This window comes from Rhodococcus sp. 1168 (genome assembly GCF_002091955.1).
Taxonomy (GTDB): domain Bacteria; phylum Actinomycetota; class Actinomycetes; order Mycobacteriales; family Mycobacteriaceae; genus Rhodococcoides.
In genome coordinates, this window is sequence record NZ_MKKY01000083.1 from 13,421 (window position 1) to 27,729 (window position 14,309).

At 62.0% G+C, this 14,309-nt stretch carries 15 protein-coding genes; 6 read left to right on the forward strand and 9 right to left on the reverse strand.

All coding sequences use genetic code 11. The features are described 5' to 3' along the window. Nucleotides 1-5 precede the first annotated feature (5 nt). On the forward strand, nucleotides 6-1,316 hold the full coding sequence (locus BJI47_RS18890) for a cytochrome P450 (protein WP_088945188.1): 1,311 nt from the start codon (nucleotides 6-8) through the stop codon (nucleotides 1,314-1,316). Here the strand turns inward: BJI47_RS18890 and BJI47_RS18895 are convergent. From BJI47_RS18895 to BJI47_RS18925, 7 genes are all read right to left on the reverse strand, one after another. Further along, nucleotides 1,297-2,388, reverse strand: coding sequence for an ABC transporter ATP-binding protein (locus BJI47_RS18895; protein ID WP_088945189.1), 1,092 nt, complete (start codon nucleotides 2,386-2,388; stop codon nucleotides 1,297-1,299). The two genes, BJI47_RS18890 and BJI47_RS18895, sit on opposite strands and share 20 nt — an antisense overlap. After that, nucleotides 2,388-3,707: an ABC transporter substrate-binding protein gene (locus tag BJI47_RS18900; RefSeq protein ID WP_088945190.1), complete on the reverse strand. Its 1,320-nt coding sequence runs from the start codon at nucleotides 3,705-3,707 to the stop codon at nucleotides 2,388-2,390. Before BJI47_RS18900 ends, BJI47_RS18895 begins: the two co-directional genes overlap by 1 nt. A 29-nt stretch (nucleotides 3,708-3,736) precedes the next feature. Further along, the gene (locus BJI47_RS18905) at nucleotides 3,737-4,627 is read right to left on the reverse strand and encodes a carbohydrate ABC transporter permease (protein WP_088945191.1); all 891 of its coding nucleotides are present in this window, start codon (nucleotides 4,625-4,627) and stop codon (nucleotides 3,737-3,739) included. Then, nucleotides 4,624-5,553, reverse strand: coding sequence for a carbohydrate ABC transporter permease (locus tag BJI47_RS18910; protein WP_176224968.1), 930 nt, complete (start codon nucleotides 5,551-5,553; stop codon nucleotides 4,624-4,626). The genes BJI47_RS18905 and BJI47_RS18910 overlap by 4 nt, the downstream gene beginning before the upstream one ends. A gap of 75 nt (nucleotides 5,554-5,628) precedes the next feature. Continuing rightward, a complete protein-coding gene (locus BJI47_RS18915) occupies nucleotides 5,629-6,561 on the reverse strand; it encodes a L,D-transpeptidase (protein ID WP_088945193.1) in 933 nt (310 codons plus the stop codon). Between the two features lie 80 nt (nucleotides 6,562-6,641). Beyond that, entirely contained in the window at nucleotides 6,642-7,232 is a 591-nt protein-coding gene (locus BJI47_RS18920) for an HdeD family acid-resistance protein (RefSeq protein WP_088945194.1), read from the reverse strand. A 51-nt stretch (nucleotides 7,233-7,283) separates the two neighbouring features. Beyond that, the gene (locus tag BJI47_RS18925) at nucleotides 7,284-7,826 is read right to left on the reverse strand and encodes a DUF6764 family protein (protein ID WP_088945195.1); all 543 of its coding nucleotides are present in this window, start codon (nucleotides 7,824-7,826) and stop codon (nucleotides 7,284-7,286) included. 209 nt (nucleotides 7,827-8,035) lie between these two features. Between BJI47_RS18925 and BJI47_RS18930 the strand changes: the two genes are divergently transcribed. The 5 genes from BJI47_RS18930 to BJI47_RS18950 are packed head-to-tail and all read left to right on the forward strand — an operon-like array spanning nucleotide 8,036 to nucleotide 12,351. Beyond that, a complete protein-coding gene (locus BJI47_RS18930; RefSeq protein WP_088945196.1) occupies nucleotides 8,036-8,767 on the forward strand; it encodes a glycosyltransferase family 2 protein in 732 nt (243 codons plus the stop codon). Beyond that, nucleotides 8,764-9,717, forward strand: coding sequence for an acyl-CoA dehydrogenase family protein (locus BJI47_RS18935; protein WP_088945197.1), 954 nt, complete (start codon nucleotides 8,764-8,766; stop codon nucleotides 9,715-9,717). The genes BJI47_RS18930 and BJI47_RS18935 overlap by 4 nt, the downstream gene beginning before the upstream one ends. Then, on the forward strand, nucleotides 9,714-10,478 hold the full coding sequence (locus tag BJI47_RS18940) for a PIG-L family deacetylase (protein ID WP_254900693.1): 765 nt from the start codon (nucleotides 9,714-9,716) through the stop codon (nucleotides 10,476-10,478). The genes BJI47_RS18935 and BJI47_RS18940 overlap by 4 nt, the downstream gene beginning before the upstream one ends. Further along, nucleotides 10,475-11,095, forward strand: coding sequence for an SAM-dependent methyltransferase (locus tag BJI47_RS18945; RefSeq protein ID WP_088945199.1), 621 nt, complete (start codon nucleotides 10,475-10,477; stop codon nucleotides 11,093-11,095). Before BJI47_RS18940 ends, BJI47_RS18945 begins: the two co-directional genes overlap by 4 nt. After that, nucleotides 11,092-12,351 (forward strand): EAL domain-containing protein, encoded by a 1,260-nt coding sequence (locus BJI47_RS18950; RefSeq protein WP_088945200.1) that lies wholly within the window; start codon nucleotides 11,092-11,094, stop codon nucleotides 12,349-12,351. Before BJI47_RS18945 ends, BJI47_RS18950 begins: the two co-directional genes overlap by 4 nt. On the opposite strand, the gene BJI47_RS18955 is transcribed toward BJI47_RS18950, so the two are convergent. Both BJI47_RS18955 and BJI47_RS18960 read right to left on the reverse strand, forming a co-directional pair. Continuing rightward, a complete protein-coding gene (locus BJI47_RS18955) occupies nucleotides 12,352-13,050 on the reverse strand; it encodes a GAF and ANTAR domain-containing protein (RefSeq protein WP_088945238.1) in 699 nt (232 codons plus the stop codon). Between the two features lie 176 nt (nucleotides 13,051-13,226). Beyond that, nucleotides 13,227-14,309, reverse strand: a complete 1,083-nt coding sequence (locus tag BJI47_RS18960) for a DNA polymerase domain-containing protein (protein WP_088945201.1) — start codon at nucleotides 14,307-14,309, stop codon at nucleotides 13,227-13,229.

Consider the following 14,309-nt stretch of genomic DNA (forward strand, 5'->3'; position numbering starts at 1 on the left):
GAAAGATGAAAGCTCGAATCAGGTGGCTCGCCGCACACGGGGTCGTGCGCTACGGCGCCAAGAAAGCAGCGCAAGCCGGCGACCCACAGGCCATGCTCGTGGCCGATCCCGCAACACGGGAGAATCCGCGAGAGGTGTTCGAGCGCATTCGCGCGTCGGGACCGTTGGTGAAGACCCGGATTACCACGATCTCGGTCAGCCATCGCGTCGTGTTCGACCTCCTACGCTCCGACGACTTCCGCGTCAGCGAACTCGGGGCTAACCTCCCGAGGACGCTGCGCTTCATCGAAAAACACACGCGCTCGAGTGCACTGCACCCACTCAAGCCGCCCTCACTTCTCTCCGTCGAGCCTCCGGAACACACGCGTTATCGCAAGCTGGTCTCCTCGGTCTTCACTCCGCGCGCAGTCGCCAGGATGCGGGAGATGGTGCAGGATACCGCGGACGGACTACTCGACGACCTCACGGCAGGCGGGGTCGAAGTAGACATCGTCGACAAATACTGCGCACAGCTTCCGGTCGCGGTGATCAGCAACATTCTCGGCGTGCCGGACAGCGATCGGGCGCGTGTCCTCGAGTTCGGCGAAATGGCTGCACCGAGTCTGGACATCGGCTTGTCGTGGAAACAGTTCAACCAAGTCGAGAAAGGGCTGGAAGGTTTCGATGCCTGGTTGGGCGATCATCTCGCCGAATTGCGCAAGAACCCGGGCAACGACTTGATGAGCCAACTCATCGCGGCCACCGAGGACGGGGTCGGGCTGAACGACGAAGAGCTCCGCTCGACTGCCGGGCTGGTACTGGCAGCCGGATTCGAGACGACGGTCAATCTGCTCGGGAGCGGAATTCGACTTCTTCTCGACCACCCCGACCAGCTCGAGGTACTGACACGCGACCCTTCGCACTGGCCCAACGCCGTCGACGAAATGTTGCGCCTCGAATCACCGGTCCAGCTCACGGGTCGACTGGCCCGTCACGACGTCGTCGTCGAGGGCATCGAGGTACCCAAGGTCGGGCTGGTGGTCCTCGTGCTGGCAGGTGCCAATCGTGATCCGGACGTCTTCGACGACCCGTATCGGTTCGACGTCACCCGCACGAACGCGAACAAACATCTTTCGTTCTCCGGTGGGCGTCACTACTGTCTCGGTGCATCGTTGGCGAAGGCCGAGTCCGAAGTCGGACTGAAGACGCTCTTCGACAGATTCCCCCACCTGCGATCGGCAGGTGAGGGAATCCGGCGAGAAACCCGAGTCCTGCACGGCTGGGCCTCCCTACCCGTAAACCTCGGGCAACCTGCGGCTACAAGCGCAAGCCGGTAGTAGCGCAGAAGAAAAACACCTCGTCGAGGTTCGGAACGAGGCGCACCGTCTGGCCGAGACGGACATCCAGCTTCCGATCGATCCGAACAGCGAACCGGCCGGACTGGGTGCTCCAGTTCGCGCCGGGCTCGAGCGCCGCGTACAGGTACGATTCGGCGCCGAGTTCCTCGATCAGCTCGACTGTCGACGCCACCGAGCCTTCGTGCTCGCCCACGAGCCGCCACGATTCCGGCCGAACTCCCAGTACTACTCGCCCCACGGTGTCACGGAGAACAGGGCCACGAGGAAGGGGAATGCGAAGATCCCCGATCACCGCCGCACCCTCGACTACCGGAGCATCGACGAGATTCATTCCAGGAGAACCGATGAACCCTGCCACGAAGGTATTCACCGGATTGTCGTACAGCTCCCTGGGTGGAGCGATCTGCTGCAATTTCCCATCGAGCAGGACCGCAACTCGATCACCCATCGTCATGGCCTCGACCTGATCGTGAGTGACGTAGACCGTCGTCGTACCGAGTCGCTTCTGCAGCCCAGCGATTTGTGCCCTGGTACTGACGCGAAGCTTGGCGTCGAGGTTGGACAGTGGTTCGTCCATGCAGAACACCGTGGGCTTACGAACGATCGCCCGCCCCATGGCAACTCGCTGGCGTTGACCACCGGACAACTTGCCCGGCTTGCGGTCGAGCAGCGCTTCGAGCTCGAGCATCTTCGCAGCCTCATGGACACGCACCGCGGTGTCCGCCTTGCTCATTCCTGCGTTCCGTAGCGCAAAACCCATATTGTCGGCGACGGTCATGTTGGGGTACAGCGCGTAGTTCTGAAACACCATCGCGACGTCCCTTGCCCGTGGTGCGAGCCCGGTGACGTCGATCCCACCGATGTCGATTCGGCCGCTCTCCACCGATTCGAGCCCGGCGAGCATCCGCAACGATGTCGACTTACCGCATCCCGACGGCCCGACCAGCACGATGAACTCGCCATCGGCGATATCGAGATCGAGACTGTCCACTGCCAGCGACTCCGCACCCGGGTATCGGTGCGAGACGCCGGCGTACTGAATCGCTGCCATTACGCGGGAAGGTTCGGGGTGATCTGGCGGTCGATGATCTGCTGGAGCTGATCGGCGACACTCGCGAATGTGGTTGCCACATCGGCATTCTGCAGCGCGATCTGCTCGAGACCCGTACCGATGATCTTGTCAGCACCGGGAACGAAGACGCGGGCGTAGTCCTGACTGCGAGTGAACGCAAGCTGATCGACAGCCGTCTTCGCATTCGGGTTGGCCGCGAGGAACGCAATCTCGCTCGGATCCTGCTGGGCAGACTTACGAACCGGCATGTAACCGGTATTCTGTGAGAAGTACGCAGTGTTGGCGCCGTTGGTCACGAAGTCGATGAACTTGAGCGCGTTGACCTTACGTTCCTCGGAGATTTTCGACGGGATGGCCAGTCCGGCTCCACCCGTCGGGCATCCCGGCTTTCCATCCGACGACGGCAGGAATGCCGTGCCGAACTCGAACGACGCGCTCTTGGTGATGGTGGACAAGTCGCCCGTCGATGCAATGGTCGAGGCGAGGATGCCGGCACCGAAGTCGTTGGCGATGTCATTGGAGACCGCTGCATATTTTTTGGTGTGGACCATGTCCTTGAGGAATTGGCCTGCGGCAATTGTCTTCTCATCGTCGAACTTGAGGTCGAAGCCCTCGGAGTAGCTGCCACCGAATGTCCAGATCGGCCCTTCGTACGTCCAGCCGAGGTAATCGACCGCGTTGCCCCAACCGTGCGCCAGCTTGCCGTCGCCGACGACGGCCTGGATACGTGGGCCCCATTCGTCGAATTCGGCCCACGTCGCGGGTCCGCGATCCGGCAATCCTGCCTGCGACCAGACAGCCTTGTTGTAGTAGAACAGTGGGGTCGACCGCGCGTACGGTAGCGCCCAGTGGTTGCCGTTCCAGTTGTAATCGGCGAGAAGCGAATCGACGTAGTCGGCAGAGTCGACGCCTGCTGCGGAGAAGTGCTTGTCGAGCGGTTCGATCGCGCCGGTGAGCGCGTAGTTGAACCACCACACATCGGACAGCACGACGACGTCCGGGACGTCGTTACCGGACAGTGCCGCGTTGAACTTCTGCGACACCTCCTCGTAGTTCTTGCCGCCGTCGATCAAGTTGACGGTCAGGCCCGGGTTCTCGGCTTGGAAGCGCGAGATGAGCTCCTTCTCGAACTCCTGTGACTTTCCGGGATGGTTCGACCAGAAGTTGATGGTGTTCGCGTCACCGGCCGCTACGTCCCCTGACGAGCTGGTACCAGGGCTGCTGCATGCTGCGAGCGCCGCACCTGCCGCCAATGTTCCGGTGAGAGTGAGGAAACCGCGCCGATTGAGATTCGCCATGATGTTGTGCTCCTGTCGATGAAGATGAATCAGCCTTTGACCGCACCGGAGGTGAGGCCTTTGATCATGTGGCGTTGGAGGGCTAGGAAGACGATGAGAATGGGAAGGATGGTGAGGATCGTGGCAGCCATCACCGCGCCCCAGTTGGTATAGCCCTCGCTGTTCTGCAACAGCGTCAAGCCGACCGGCAGCGGTGCGACCGAGGAGTCGTCGGACATCAGGAACGGCCAGAGGTATTCGTTCCACTCGGTGACAATCGTGATGATGGCGAAAGCGACCATAGTCGGACCGGACAGTGGCAGAACCACACGCAGCAGCAGCCTGATCGGCCCCGCTCCGTCCATTCGTGCCGCTTCGATGATCTCGGCGGGAAGCGACAGAAAGTGATTGCGCATCAGGAACGTTCCGAAAGCCACGCCCGCCAGCGGCAGAATTATGCCTTGGAAAGAGTTGCGCCATCCCAGATCTGAGATCAGCGAATAGTTCGAGATGACCGTGATCTGATTGGGCACCATGAGTGCCGCAATAATCACCAGGAACACGAAGTTCTTCCCCGGAAATCTGAGGAATACCAGGCCATACGCGCTCAGGACACCAAGCACGAACTTGATCGACGACGTGGCGACCGTGATGATCAGTGAGTTCTTCAGATAGGTGAAGAACGGCACTTCGGTCACTGCCTCGGTGTAGTTCTGTGGACGAAACACACCCGGCCACCATGTCACCGGCTGGACATAGATATCGCCCCGCTCCTTGAACGAGGTGATGAGAATCCAGAACAGTGGCAGCCCGATCATGATGAGTACCAGCACCATCGCGATATAGCCGAAGACAGTGGAAAGGCGCCGGTTCCGAGACACGTCGGGAATGTGGACCGGCGGCGACGTCTCCGCAGTGATACGCGGCGCAGTGAGTGTCATCGCTGGTCGTCTCGATCCATGATTCGAACTTGCAGGAGGGTGATGATCAACAGGACGACGAACATGATCGTTGCCACCGTTGCGCCGTATCCGGCACGGAAGTTGCGGAAAGTCTCTTCGTAGACCTGGAACACCATCGTCGTCGTGCCGTTGCCGAGTGGCCCTCCACGCGTCATCACGTTGATGATGTCGAAGACCTGCAACGAATTGAGCAGGACTGTGATCGAAAGAAAGAAGGTCGTCGGACGTAGTTGTGGGAGAAGAACTTTACGGAAGGTAGTCCACCTACCAGCGCGGTCGATCTCCGCCGCCTCCATGAGTTCCTTGCGAACTCCCTGCAGCGCAGCGAGGTAGATGACGAATGCGTAGCCGAGGTTTTTCCACAGATACGTCACCGTCACCATGAACAATGCCCAGTGCGGATCCTGATAGAAATCCGGGGAGGTCAGCCCGACTCGGTGCAGAAGGTCCTGCACGAGACCGAAGTTCGGATCGAACACGAACTGGAAGGCGATTCCGATCGCAGCGCCCGAAATGACGAATGGGGCGAAAATCGCGGACCGAACGAAGTTGCGGCCGCGGAGTTTCCGATCGAGCAGCATTGCCAGCGCAAGCCCGAGCACCAGGCTGCCGACCACTGCCACGATGGTGAACACGACAGTGTTGCCGACGATGATCCAGGTGTCGTCACGAGAGAACCATTCGCGATAGTTGTCCAAGCCGATGAACTTCGACGTCGGCGAAGAAAGATTCCAGTCGTAAAAGGAGAATTGGAAGTTCTCGATCAAAGGTCGGTAGGTGAACACGACCAGCAGAACGAGATTGGGTCCTAACAGAATCAGGAACAGTGCGTAGTCACTCCACGGCCGACCGAAGAATGATCTTCGGCCTGCCGTGGGCAGCACTCGTTCGGTCGTTGTACTCACATCCGGGACTGTGCTCACCCGCAACGAATGAAAGGTGAACTACTCCCGAACTAACAAGTACGGCAAAGCCAAGAGCTAGCGGTTCCAGTCACCCAAGCCGTCGGAGCCGCTCAAAGTGCCGCCACCACTGTTGACGACAACGACGGGATCCCCCTTCTGTGAATTCTCGAAGAACCATCGTCCGTCCTCCGTGCTGACGTTCAGGCAACCGTGGCTGACATTCTCGTAGCCCTGTGAGTCGACCGACCAGGGGGCGGCATGGACGAAGATACCGCTGTAGGAGATGCGCGTGGCGTACTCGACGTAGGTGCGGTATCCCTCGGGCGAATCGACCGGTACGCCGTAGGTAGACGAATCCATGTACATGTCGCGGAACTTCTCGTCGACGAGGTAGGTGCCGTTGGGCGTCTCGTGCCCAGCCTTGCCCATCGATGTCGGCATCGTCTTGACGACCTCACCGTTGCGCGTGATCGTCATGGTGTGGGTTGTGTCGTCCGCGGTGGTGATGACGGAGTCCCCTGTCGAGAAGTCGGTGCGCGACCCAGCTGCCTCGACGGTCACCTGCGTATGTGCCGGATAGAACTCGTTGGGCAACCACCGGACCTGACTGTCGTTGATCCAGTAGAAGTGACCGTCGACAGCGGGTGAAGTGGTGACGTGAATTGCGCGTTCGGCCGCTCCGCGATCGCCGATCGCCTCGTTGAAACGGATGGCAATCGGCTGCGCGACGCCGACTACTTCACCGCTGGACGGGCTGATGGACGGATCGGAGAAGTTCGCAGGTGACAGGCGCGGGATCTGCGGCTGAGGCACCGGCGCGGCCGGGTCCGACGAGCCAGGGAACGAGGGGAGGGCGGGTGCCTCGGGACCGCCGGGCCACAGTGGAGCGGCCTGAGCCGGCGCGATCAGCGCACTCATACCCACTGCAGCCGTCACGGTCGCTAGAGACAGCCGGACTGCCAATCGGCGCGATGTCTTAGATGCGAATGCCATAACTGTTCGGTCCATCCTTAGTCTTCCCCGAGCGTGCAGATCAAAAGCCATTAACACATACCCGGCCGACATTGTGCGAATCGAAATCGAACGTTTCAGATCATTCCGGCTTTTTTTGCCATCGATCGCAACTGGAATGCCGAAACGACGAATGCGATGCCGAAGAGCAACGCGAACACCCCAACCAGCCAGACGATGCCCAGAATGCCGCTGCCAGGGAAGAACACCAGAATCAGGCCGAAGATGAGTTCGAGAACACCCGCGACCATGAGCGCTGCCCAATGCGTTGCACCGTCGAGTCGGCGTAGGCGCACAGATCCTGCAATCTCCAGAATTCCCCCCAGGATCGCCCAAATTCCTATGACGAAGACGACAGCGAGTGCCGTTATGTTCGGCCATACGAACGCCACGATTCCGGCGCCGAGCGAGACGAAACCGCCGAGCATCCACCACACCCAACCCGATTCGACCTTCCTCGCCCGAGCGGCGCGAACGATAGCCGACACTCCGTCGACGATCGCGTAGGCGCCGAAAACGACTACCAGGGCCCACACCGTGACGTCCGGCCAGGCCAGGGCAACGATGCCGAAGACGATCGCGACTATTCCGCGAATCAGCACGGCCCACCAGAGGTCCTTGCCGATTTGGAGAAATGCCTCTTCGTTGGTGCTGAACTGTGTTGTCATTGCCGTCCCCCTCATTTGTTGGCGAAGCGAAGATTCGTGATTGTAAGACACTCACCGAGGTGAGACGACGCCGGATCTCCAGGTGGTGGCGCCGTCGGACAGGCAATTCTGTCCGGTAGTGAGGTTCAGTGCCAGACCTGCCCCTGCGTCACACCGCACGCCTTCCGAAGCAGTCCCGACGAACGTTTGGCCGCGGGCCAGCGAGAAGGCCACCGCGACTGCGCCAGGATCAGGCGAGACGATCGACACCGCGTTGTGTCCGAACGCGAGGGCACCGACCTTGCCTGACGCTGTTTCGGCGGCGGCGACGGCACCGCCTTGGGCAAGCCCGACCGCGCTGCCACCTACCTCGGCGCGCGCGAACGCGACTGCATCGAGTGCATGGGCGAATGCGTTGCTCGTGGCGTCGGTGCGTACTCCGCACGCACTCGTCCCGTCGACGAGCACATTTTCCACCGGGGGCTGCCCACCGCAAGACAGCTCGGCTCCGTTCGCCGTTCCGGCGGTCAGCAGCGCCACCGGAAACCCGATCAGCACGGGGCCCGCCGCCAGCGCCACCTTCCGCGCTACTCCACGTTGAAAGAACACCGTCACGCCTTTCCTAGCGACCTCCCGACCCGTGTTTGGATTGTGCCACTAACGGGCACTCCCAGGCGGGTCTATTGGGCCTATCAGCATTCCGTCGAGCCACCGGCGGCAGAGCATGTCGAGTCGGAATCGCAGTTGACGAATGCGCCGGGCAGCCCAGGTCCGGACGTTTCGCTGTCCCTGCCTTGCCATCGACGTCCGCGAAGGAGGGATACGTGAAAAACCATTCGGCTCGTATTCGACAGATCGTCGTCGTTGTGCCGGTTCACAATGAGGAGGCTCTGCTGCTGCAGGCATTGATTTCGCTGGCCCACTCCCGCGCGTCCGTCCACGATGTGGAAGTCCGCACCATCGTGGTACTCGACTCGTGCTCTGACAACTCCGCGACGATCGCAGCGGAATGGGCAGGACATGCCGGTGAGAGCTCGGTGATATCGGTCGACTTCCGCAATGTCGGGTCCAGTCGCGCGGCAGGCTTCAGAGCCGCCGAAGAACGCTACTCCGGGCTGAGCGGAACGAACCTGCACGAAACCTGGTACGCGACGACCGACGCCGACAGTACGGTCCGTCCCGACTGGTTGGCCTCACATCTACGACATGCGCAGCTCGGTGCCCAGGCCGTCGCGGGCACGGTGCGCGTCGATCTCGACTCCGCCACCCCTGGCCTCGAACGTGCCTACCGATCCAAGTACCGCAACCATGCCGGGCACCGCCACGTGCACGGGGCGAACCTCGCTCTCCGCGCGGACGTCTATCGCGCCGTCGGCGGGTTCGGGTCGTTGACGACCGGAGAGGACGTGGATCTGATTCGCCGGGTGGAGAGCAACTCGATCCCGGTGCTGTACGCATGCGACTCCCCGGTATCGACGTCGAATCGGCGGGACGGCCGTGCACCCGATGGATTCGCCGGGCATCTCCGCACCCTCGAAGCGGCGTTGACGCAGTGACAATCGACATTGGGTCGCGCCTACGTCAGTGGGTTGTCGATGAAGCCGCCGACCTGCCGCTGCCCGGCGCAGGCAACACCGATGCGCGGTGGCAAGCCTTGGCGATGCTGAGCCGAGAGAACACCGTGCTCGGACGCCTCGCCGAGGGGCACGCGGATGCCATCGCCATCCTCGCCGAACTCGATGGCCCGAAGCCCGAGCGTGAGCAGATCTGGGGTGTCTGGGCAGCGGAGCCGCCCACCCCGGTACTCCAGGCCGTTCAGAGCCAGGGTGGTTGGAAGCTCACCGGAGTGAAACCGTGGTGCTCGGGTGCGCACATCTGTACCGATGCCCTGGTGACCGCGAAGGTCGGCGACCGATCGCAGATGTTCGCAGTGGATCTGACGCAGAACTGGTGCGCACCGATCCCACACACATGGCATGCCGTCGGCATGGCAGGAAGCGACTCGGGATCCGTGCGTTTCGACGGTGCCTCGGCGGTCCCCGTCGGTGAAGCCGGCGCCTACATCGAACGGCCGGGTTTTTGGCACGGTGCCATCGGCGTCGCATCGTGCTGGTTCGGTAGTGCATGTGCGGTGGCCGACACCCTGCACGTGGCCGCTCGTTCCGGCGGTGATGCTCACAAGAACGCGCATCTGGGCGCGGTCGCAGCCGCACTAGGTGCCGCTTCGAGCGCGTTGACGACCGCTGCTGCCGAAATAGATTCCGATCCAATGGATTCCGATGGACAGGGTCGAATTCGCGCCAGAGTAGTACGGGCCATCGTCGAGAGCTCCGCCAGCGAATGCATCGATCGAGTAGGCCGGGCATTGGGGGCAGGCCCCCTGTGCGCCGACGCGGTACACGCCCAGCGGGTCGCGGATCTGAGCGTGTATCTGCGGCAGAGCCACGCCGAGCGCGATCTGGCAGCATTGGGTGAAGACATTGCGAAGGAGGACTATCCGTGGTGAGCGGCCGAGAAGACATCACCCACTCGTTCGACGCAGAATCCGACTCGGGGACTCCCGAGTCGGATTGGCGAGCATGGGATCGCAACTTCCCTCCCCTCGATCTCACGCGATGCAGCAAATTGATCGTCGTCGCACCGCACCCCGACGACGAGGTGCTCGGCGTCGGCGGACTGATGTCCATGGCTGCCGCAGCCGGAATCGAAGTGACCGTAGTTGCCGTCACCGATGGTGGTGCCTCACATCCCGGTTCGCCGACGCTCTCGCCCGCCGATCTCGTGTCCGAGCGCCCCCGCGAGTCGGAACGGGCTGTGGCACGACTGGGGGTACGCAACGATCCGATCCGCCTGGGGTTCGAAGACGGCGCTGTTGCCGAGCACGAGGACGAACTCGCGCATGTATTGACCGACTCGTTGCACGGCGGCCCGGGAACCTGGTGCCTGACGACATGGCGCGGAGATGGCCATCCGGACCACGAGGCCACCGCCCGCGCCTGCATCACTGCAGCCTCGCGTACCGGTATCGCGATCCTCGAATACCCGATCTGGATGTGGCACTGGGCCTACCCTGATCATCCCGACGTACCGTGGAGCCGGGCGTTCGAGGTCGATCTCGACACGAATGCACGAAAGGCCAAAGAGGCTGCGGTTCAAGAGTTTCAGACGCAAATCGTCCCACTGTCGGAGCATCCGGCCGACCGGGCGGTGCTGCCTGCCTTTGCGCTGGAACGCCTGCTGCGTCCTCGTGAAGTGATCTTCGGATGACACTGCACAGCGACTACTTCGATGCCGTTTACGCAGAAGGCACGGACCCATTCAGGTTGCGCGCCAACTGGTACGAAGAGAGAAAGTACTCGATCACCGTCGCCGCCCTCCCCCGGCCGCAATACCGTCGCGGCCTCGAACCCGGTTGCTCGGTTGGGGTTCTGACCGAGAAGCTGAGCGCGCGGTGCGGGACGCTCATCTCGACCGACATCGTCGATTCCGTGCTGGATACCGCCCGCGCCGCCGTCGACAATGCGACAGTGGACTTCGTGAAGTGGTCATTGACCGACGACTGGAGTGAGGTAGCCGGTGAGGAGCCGTTCGACCTCATCGTGCTCAGCGAGGTGGGGTACTACCTCGACGAGTCCGACCTTCGGCTGGCAGTCGATGCTGCCACGGCGCATCTAGAACCAGGCGGCACTCTTCTCGCAGTGCATTGGCGTCATCACGTATCGGACTACCCTCTGACGGGAGATCGCGTTCACGCGGTGATCGGCGAGAACGCCGAGCTCGAGCGGTTGGGGGGCTACATGGACGAGGACTTCGTGTTGGACGTCTTCACCACCACACGGGGCGACGCGGTGCAGTCGGTAGCAAGACGTGAGGGATTGGTATGAACGGAGACACCACGACCAGGAGTTTCGACGGCGGGGGCCTCGAGTCGATTCTCGGGCCAGGAAGCCTTCACATCGATTTCGTGCCGCTCGTCGACCTGTTGACCTCCGAGGTCATCGGACACGAAGCTATCGTCGGCGGCCCCGAGGGCTCCGCATTCGGTGATCCGACCGCACTCGCCTCGGCCGCCCGTGCGATGAACATGACGGTCGATCTCGACCTGGTTCGCTGGGAAGGCGCCGTCGGTCGTATTGCCGACTCCGATGCTTTGAAGGCCGTTCCACTGTTCATCGCCATCGACCCCGACTCGCTTCCCCACCTCCCTGACCGCGCCCAGGCAGGTTCGGGCATCGCAGTCCTACAACTCGACGAGACCTCCCTCATCCGCCGGCCTGCACAGCTCCTACGTGCCGTAGCGGATGTTCGACGCCTCGGCTGGGCCATCGCCGTCGATCACCTCGGAGTCCGACCGGAGTCCCTGGCTCTGCTGCCCCTCCTCGAGCCTGATGTAGTCAAGCTGGATCGCTCCTTGATCACCCAGAAACCGAGCCTGTTCACCGCCCGCGTCGTCAATGCCGTTGCGGCGTACACCGAACGAACCGGTGCCATCGTCATGGCCGAGGGTATCGACAGCGCGGAAACCGTGCACATCGCAATCGCACTGGGTGCACGCGTCGGGCAGGGCCGCTACTTCACCGAACAGAATCGGTCACCGGTCGAGCCGTCGGAGAAGCTGTCTCCGTTGAACTTCGGCACCTCCCCGGAACGCGGATCGATGCCACGGTCCTCGCCGTACCAACTTGCCGCCGCAGGTCGTGACAGCAAGCCGTCGACCAAACGTCTACTCGTCGAAATGAGCAAAGGGCTCGAATCCATTGCGAGCCAATCCCTGCAAACCGCAGTGATCCTCGGTGCGTTCGAGAAGCGCGAACACTTCACCTCGCTCACCGCGCGTCGATGGGAAGTGATGGCAACTCAGGCAGCACTGGTCGGCGCGCTCGCCCTCGGCATGGGCACTGAACCGGCACCGAAGGTACGCGGAGCCGATTTGGAGCCAGGCGATCCGGTGTGCGAGGAGTGGGTAGTGGTGGTTCTGTCACCGCATTTCTCGGCGGTTCTTGCCGCGAAAGATCTCGGTGACACCGGCGCGGACATGGATCGCAGGTTTTCCTACGTACTCAGTCACGACCCACAACTGACCGTCGACTGTGCGCGCAGCCTGCTTTCACGCCTACCCGTGGAAAGAACCGGGCTCTAGCTACTGAGCCTTGGCATTCGTCTCGACATCGGCGACCACACGGTTGGCGATATCGGCGAGCTTCGTGTTCGTCTCCTGCGACAGTTTCGACAGCAACGCGAATGCCTCTTGCGCGCTGAGCTTGTACCTCTCCATGAGCATGCCTTTGGCCTGCCCGATGATGTCGCGGCTGGTCAGGGCGGCACGAATCTGCTGTTCCTCACGGGCAGTGGAAAATGCTATTGCGGCGTGCGCGGCGAACAACGAACCGATCGACTCCGCGTCCACCCCGAACGCATGCACCCGCGACGAGTGGAGGTTGAGCGCACCGAAGTTGTACCCCTCCACGTAGAGCTGAAAGCAGATCATGGATTTGACACCGAGCGCGGAAGCCGCGTCGGCGAAACGAGGCCATCGGGAGTCGGCATCCATATCGTCGATCCGAATAGTGCGCTGTTCGATGGCTGACTCCAGGCAGGGGCCTTCGCCCAACTGCTCCTGAAGGGAATCACACGCGGCCGCGACGTCACCGGACAAGGCAGCGCTGTACACGAACTTGCCCTGCAGAACCGTGGTGATGCTGGCGTATTCGGCAGCAGGCACGTTCACCACTGCGGATTCGGTGATCGCAGCCAGGGTCTTGTCCGGATCATTGTGCTGCCGACGCAAATCACGCGCTACCGCGGCCAGTCGATGGCTCAGATCCAAATCGAACGGCATCCGCGTCGGTAACTCTGTATTGAGAACCTGCTCACTGATGGGAATCACCTCCGCGAACACCGATCGACTTTCGACCGGCCAAAAACAGAATCCTAGCGCCCGACCCGCCGCGCGCTACCAGCGATGAGCTGATTCGGTGAACCGTAACGGCAGCCGGGCAGTTCGATAACCGGCACTCATTCGACGCGGTTACCCTGCTCGTCCCAATGTTCGGCAACTTTCTTCGACGGCTGCACCCGTGGCGGTTCACCGGGCATCTTGGGGTAGTCGGGCGGAAAATTGAGCTCACCACCAGGCAGGGTCTCCCACAGCTCCAAAAGAGGCTCGAGCGAGTACGCCTGGGAATCCATGTCCTCCCACGGGTCCCCGTCCTCCAGGTGTCCCAGGACGGTCGTGATGTTGTAGTCACGAGGATCGGTGACGGCTGCCAACTGCGACCAGGTCAAAGGTGTACTCACCGGCGCTCCCGGACGAGCCCGAAGACTCCACGCGCTCGCGATGGTTCGGTCTCGATTGTTCTGGTTGTAGTCGAGGAAGATGCGCTCGCCGCGTTCCTCTTTCCACCATCTTGTCGTCACACCCTCGTCACGCCGTTCCAGCTCGCGACCTAGTCCGATAGCGGCATGTCGTACCTGCTCGAACGTGTACTCCGGCCGAATGCGGACGTAGATATGGATCCCCCGGTTACCACTTGTCTTCGGATACCCACGAAGACCGAGTTCGGCCAACAGCTCGCGAGTCACCTCCGCCACCCGCTGTGCATCGGCGAAGGTCGTACCAGGCTGCAAATCCAGATCGAGCCGAATTTCGTCGGGGTGGTCCAGGTCCGGCTTTCGCACCGGCCATGGATGAAATGTCAGCGTGCCCATCTGCCCGGCCCACACCAGCGCAGCTGATTCATTCGGACACAATTCGTCTGCCGTACGGCCACTCGGGAAAGTGACCTTCACTGTCTCGATCCATTCGGGCGAGCCTTTGGGCAGTCGCTTCTGGTAGAAGCCGTCACCCTCCTTGTCCTGCGGCCCGAGCGCAAGCCTCATGCCCTCACGAAAGCCGTCGGGCCACCGTTCCATGGCAATCGGCCGAGCGCCGACGGCCCGCAGAAGCGGCTCACCGACCGCCGCGAAGTACTTGCACACCGCCAACTTGGTGATCGCCGGAGTCCGGTCGGTTGCCTCGTAGATGACGCGGTCGGGGCTCGACACCCGTACTTCACGTCCACCCGCATCCACGAACGCAGGGGGCGTCTTCGCGGCCAT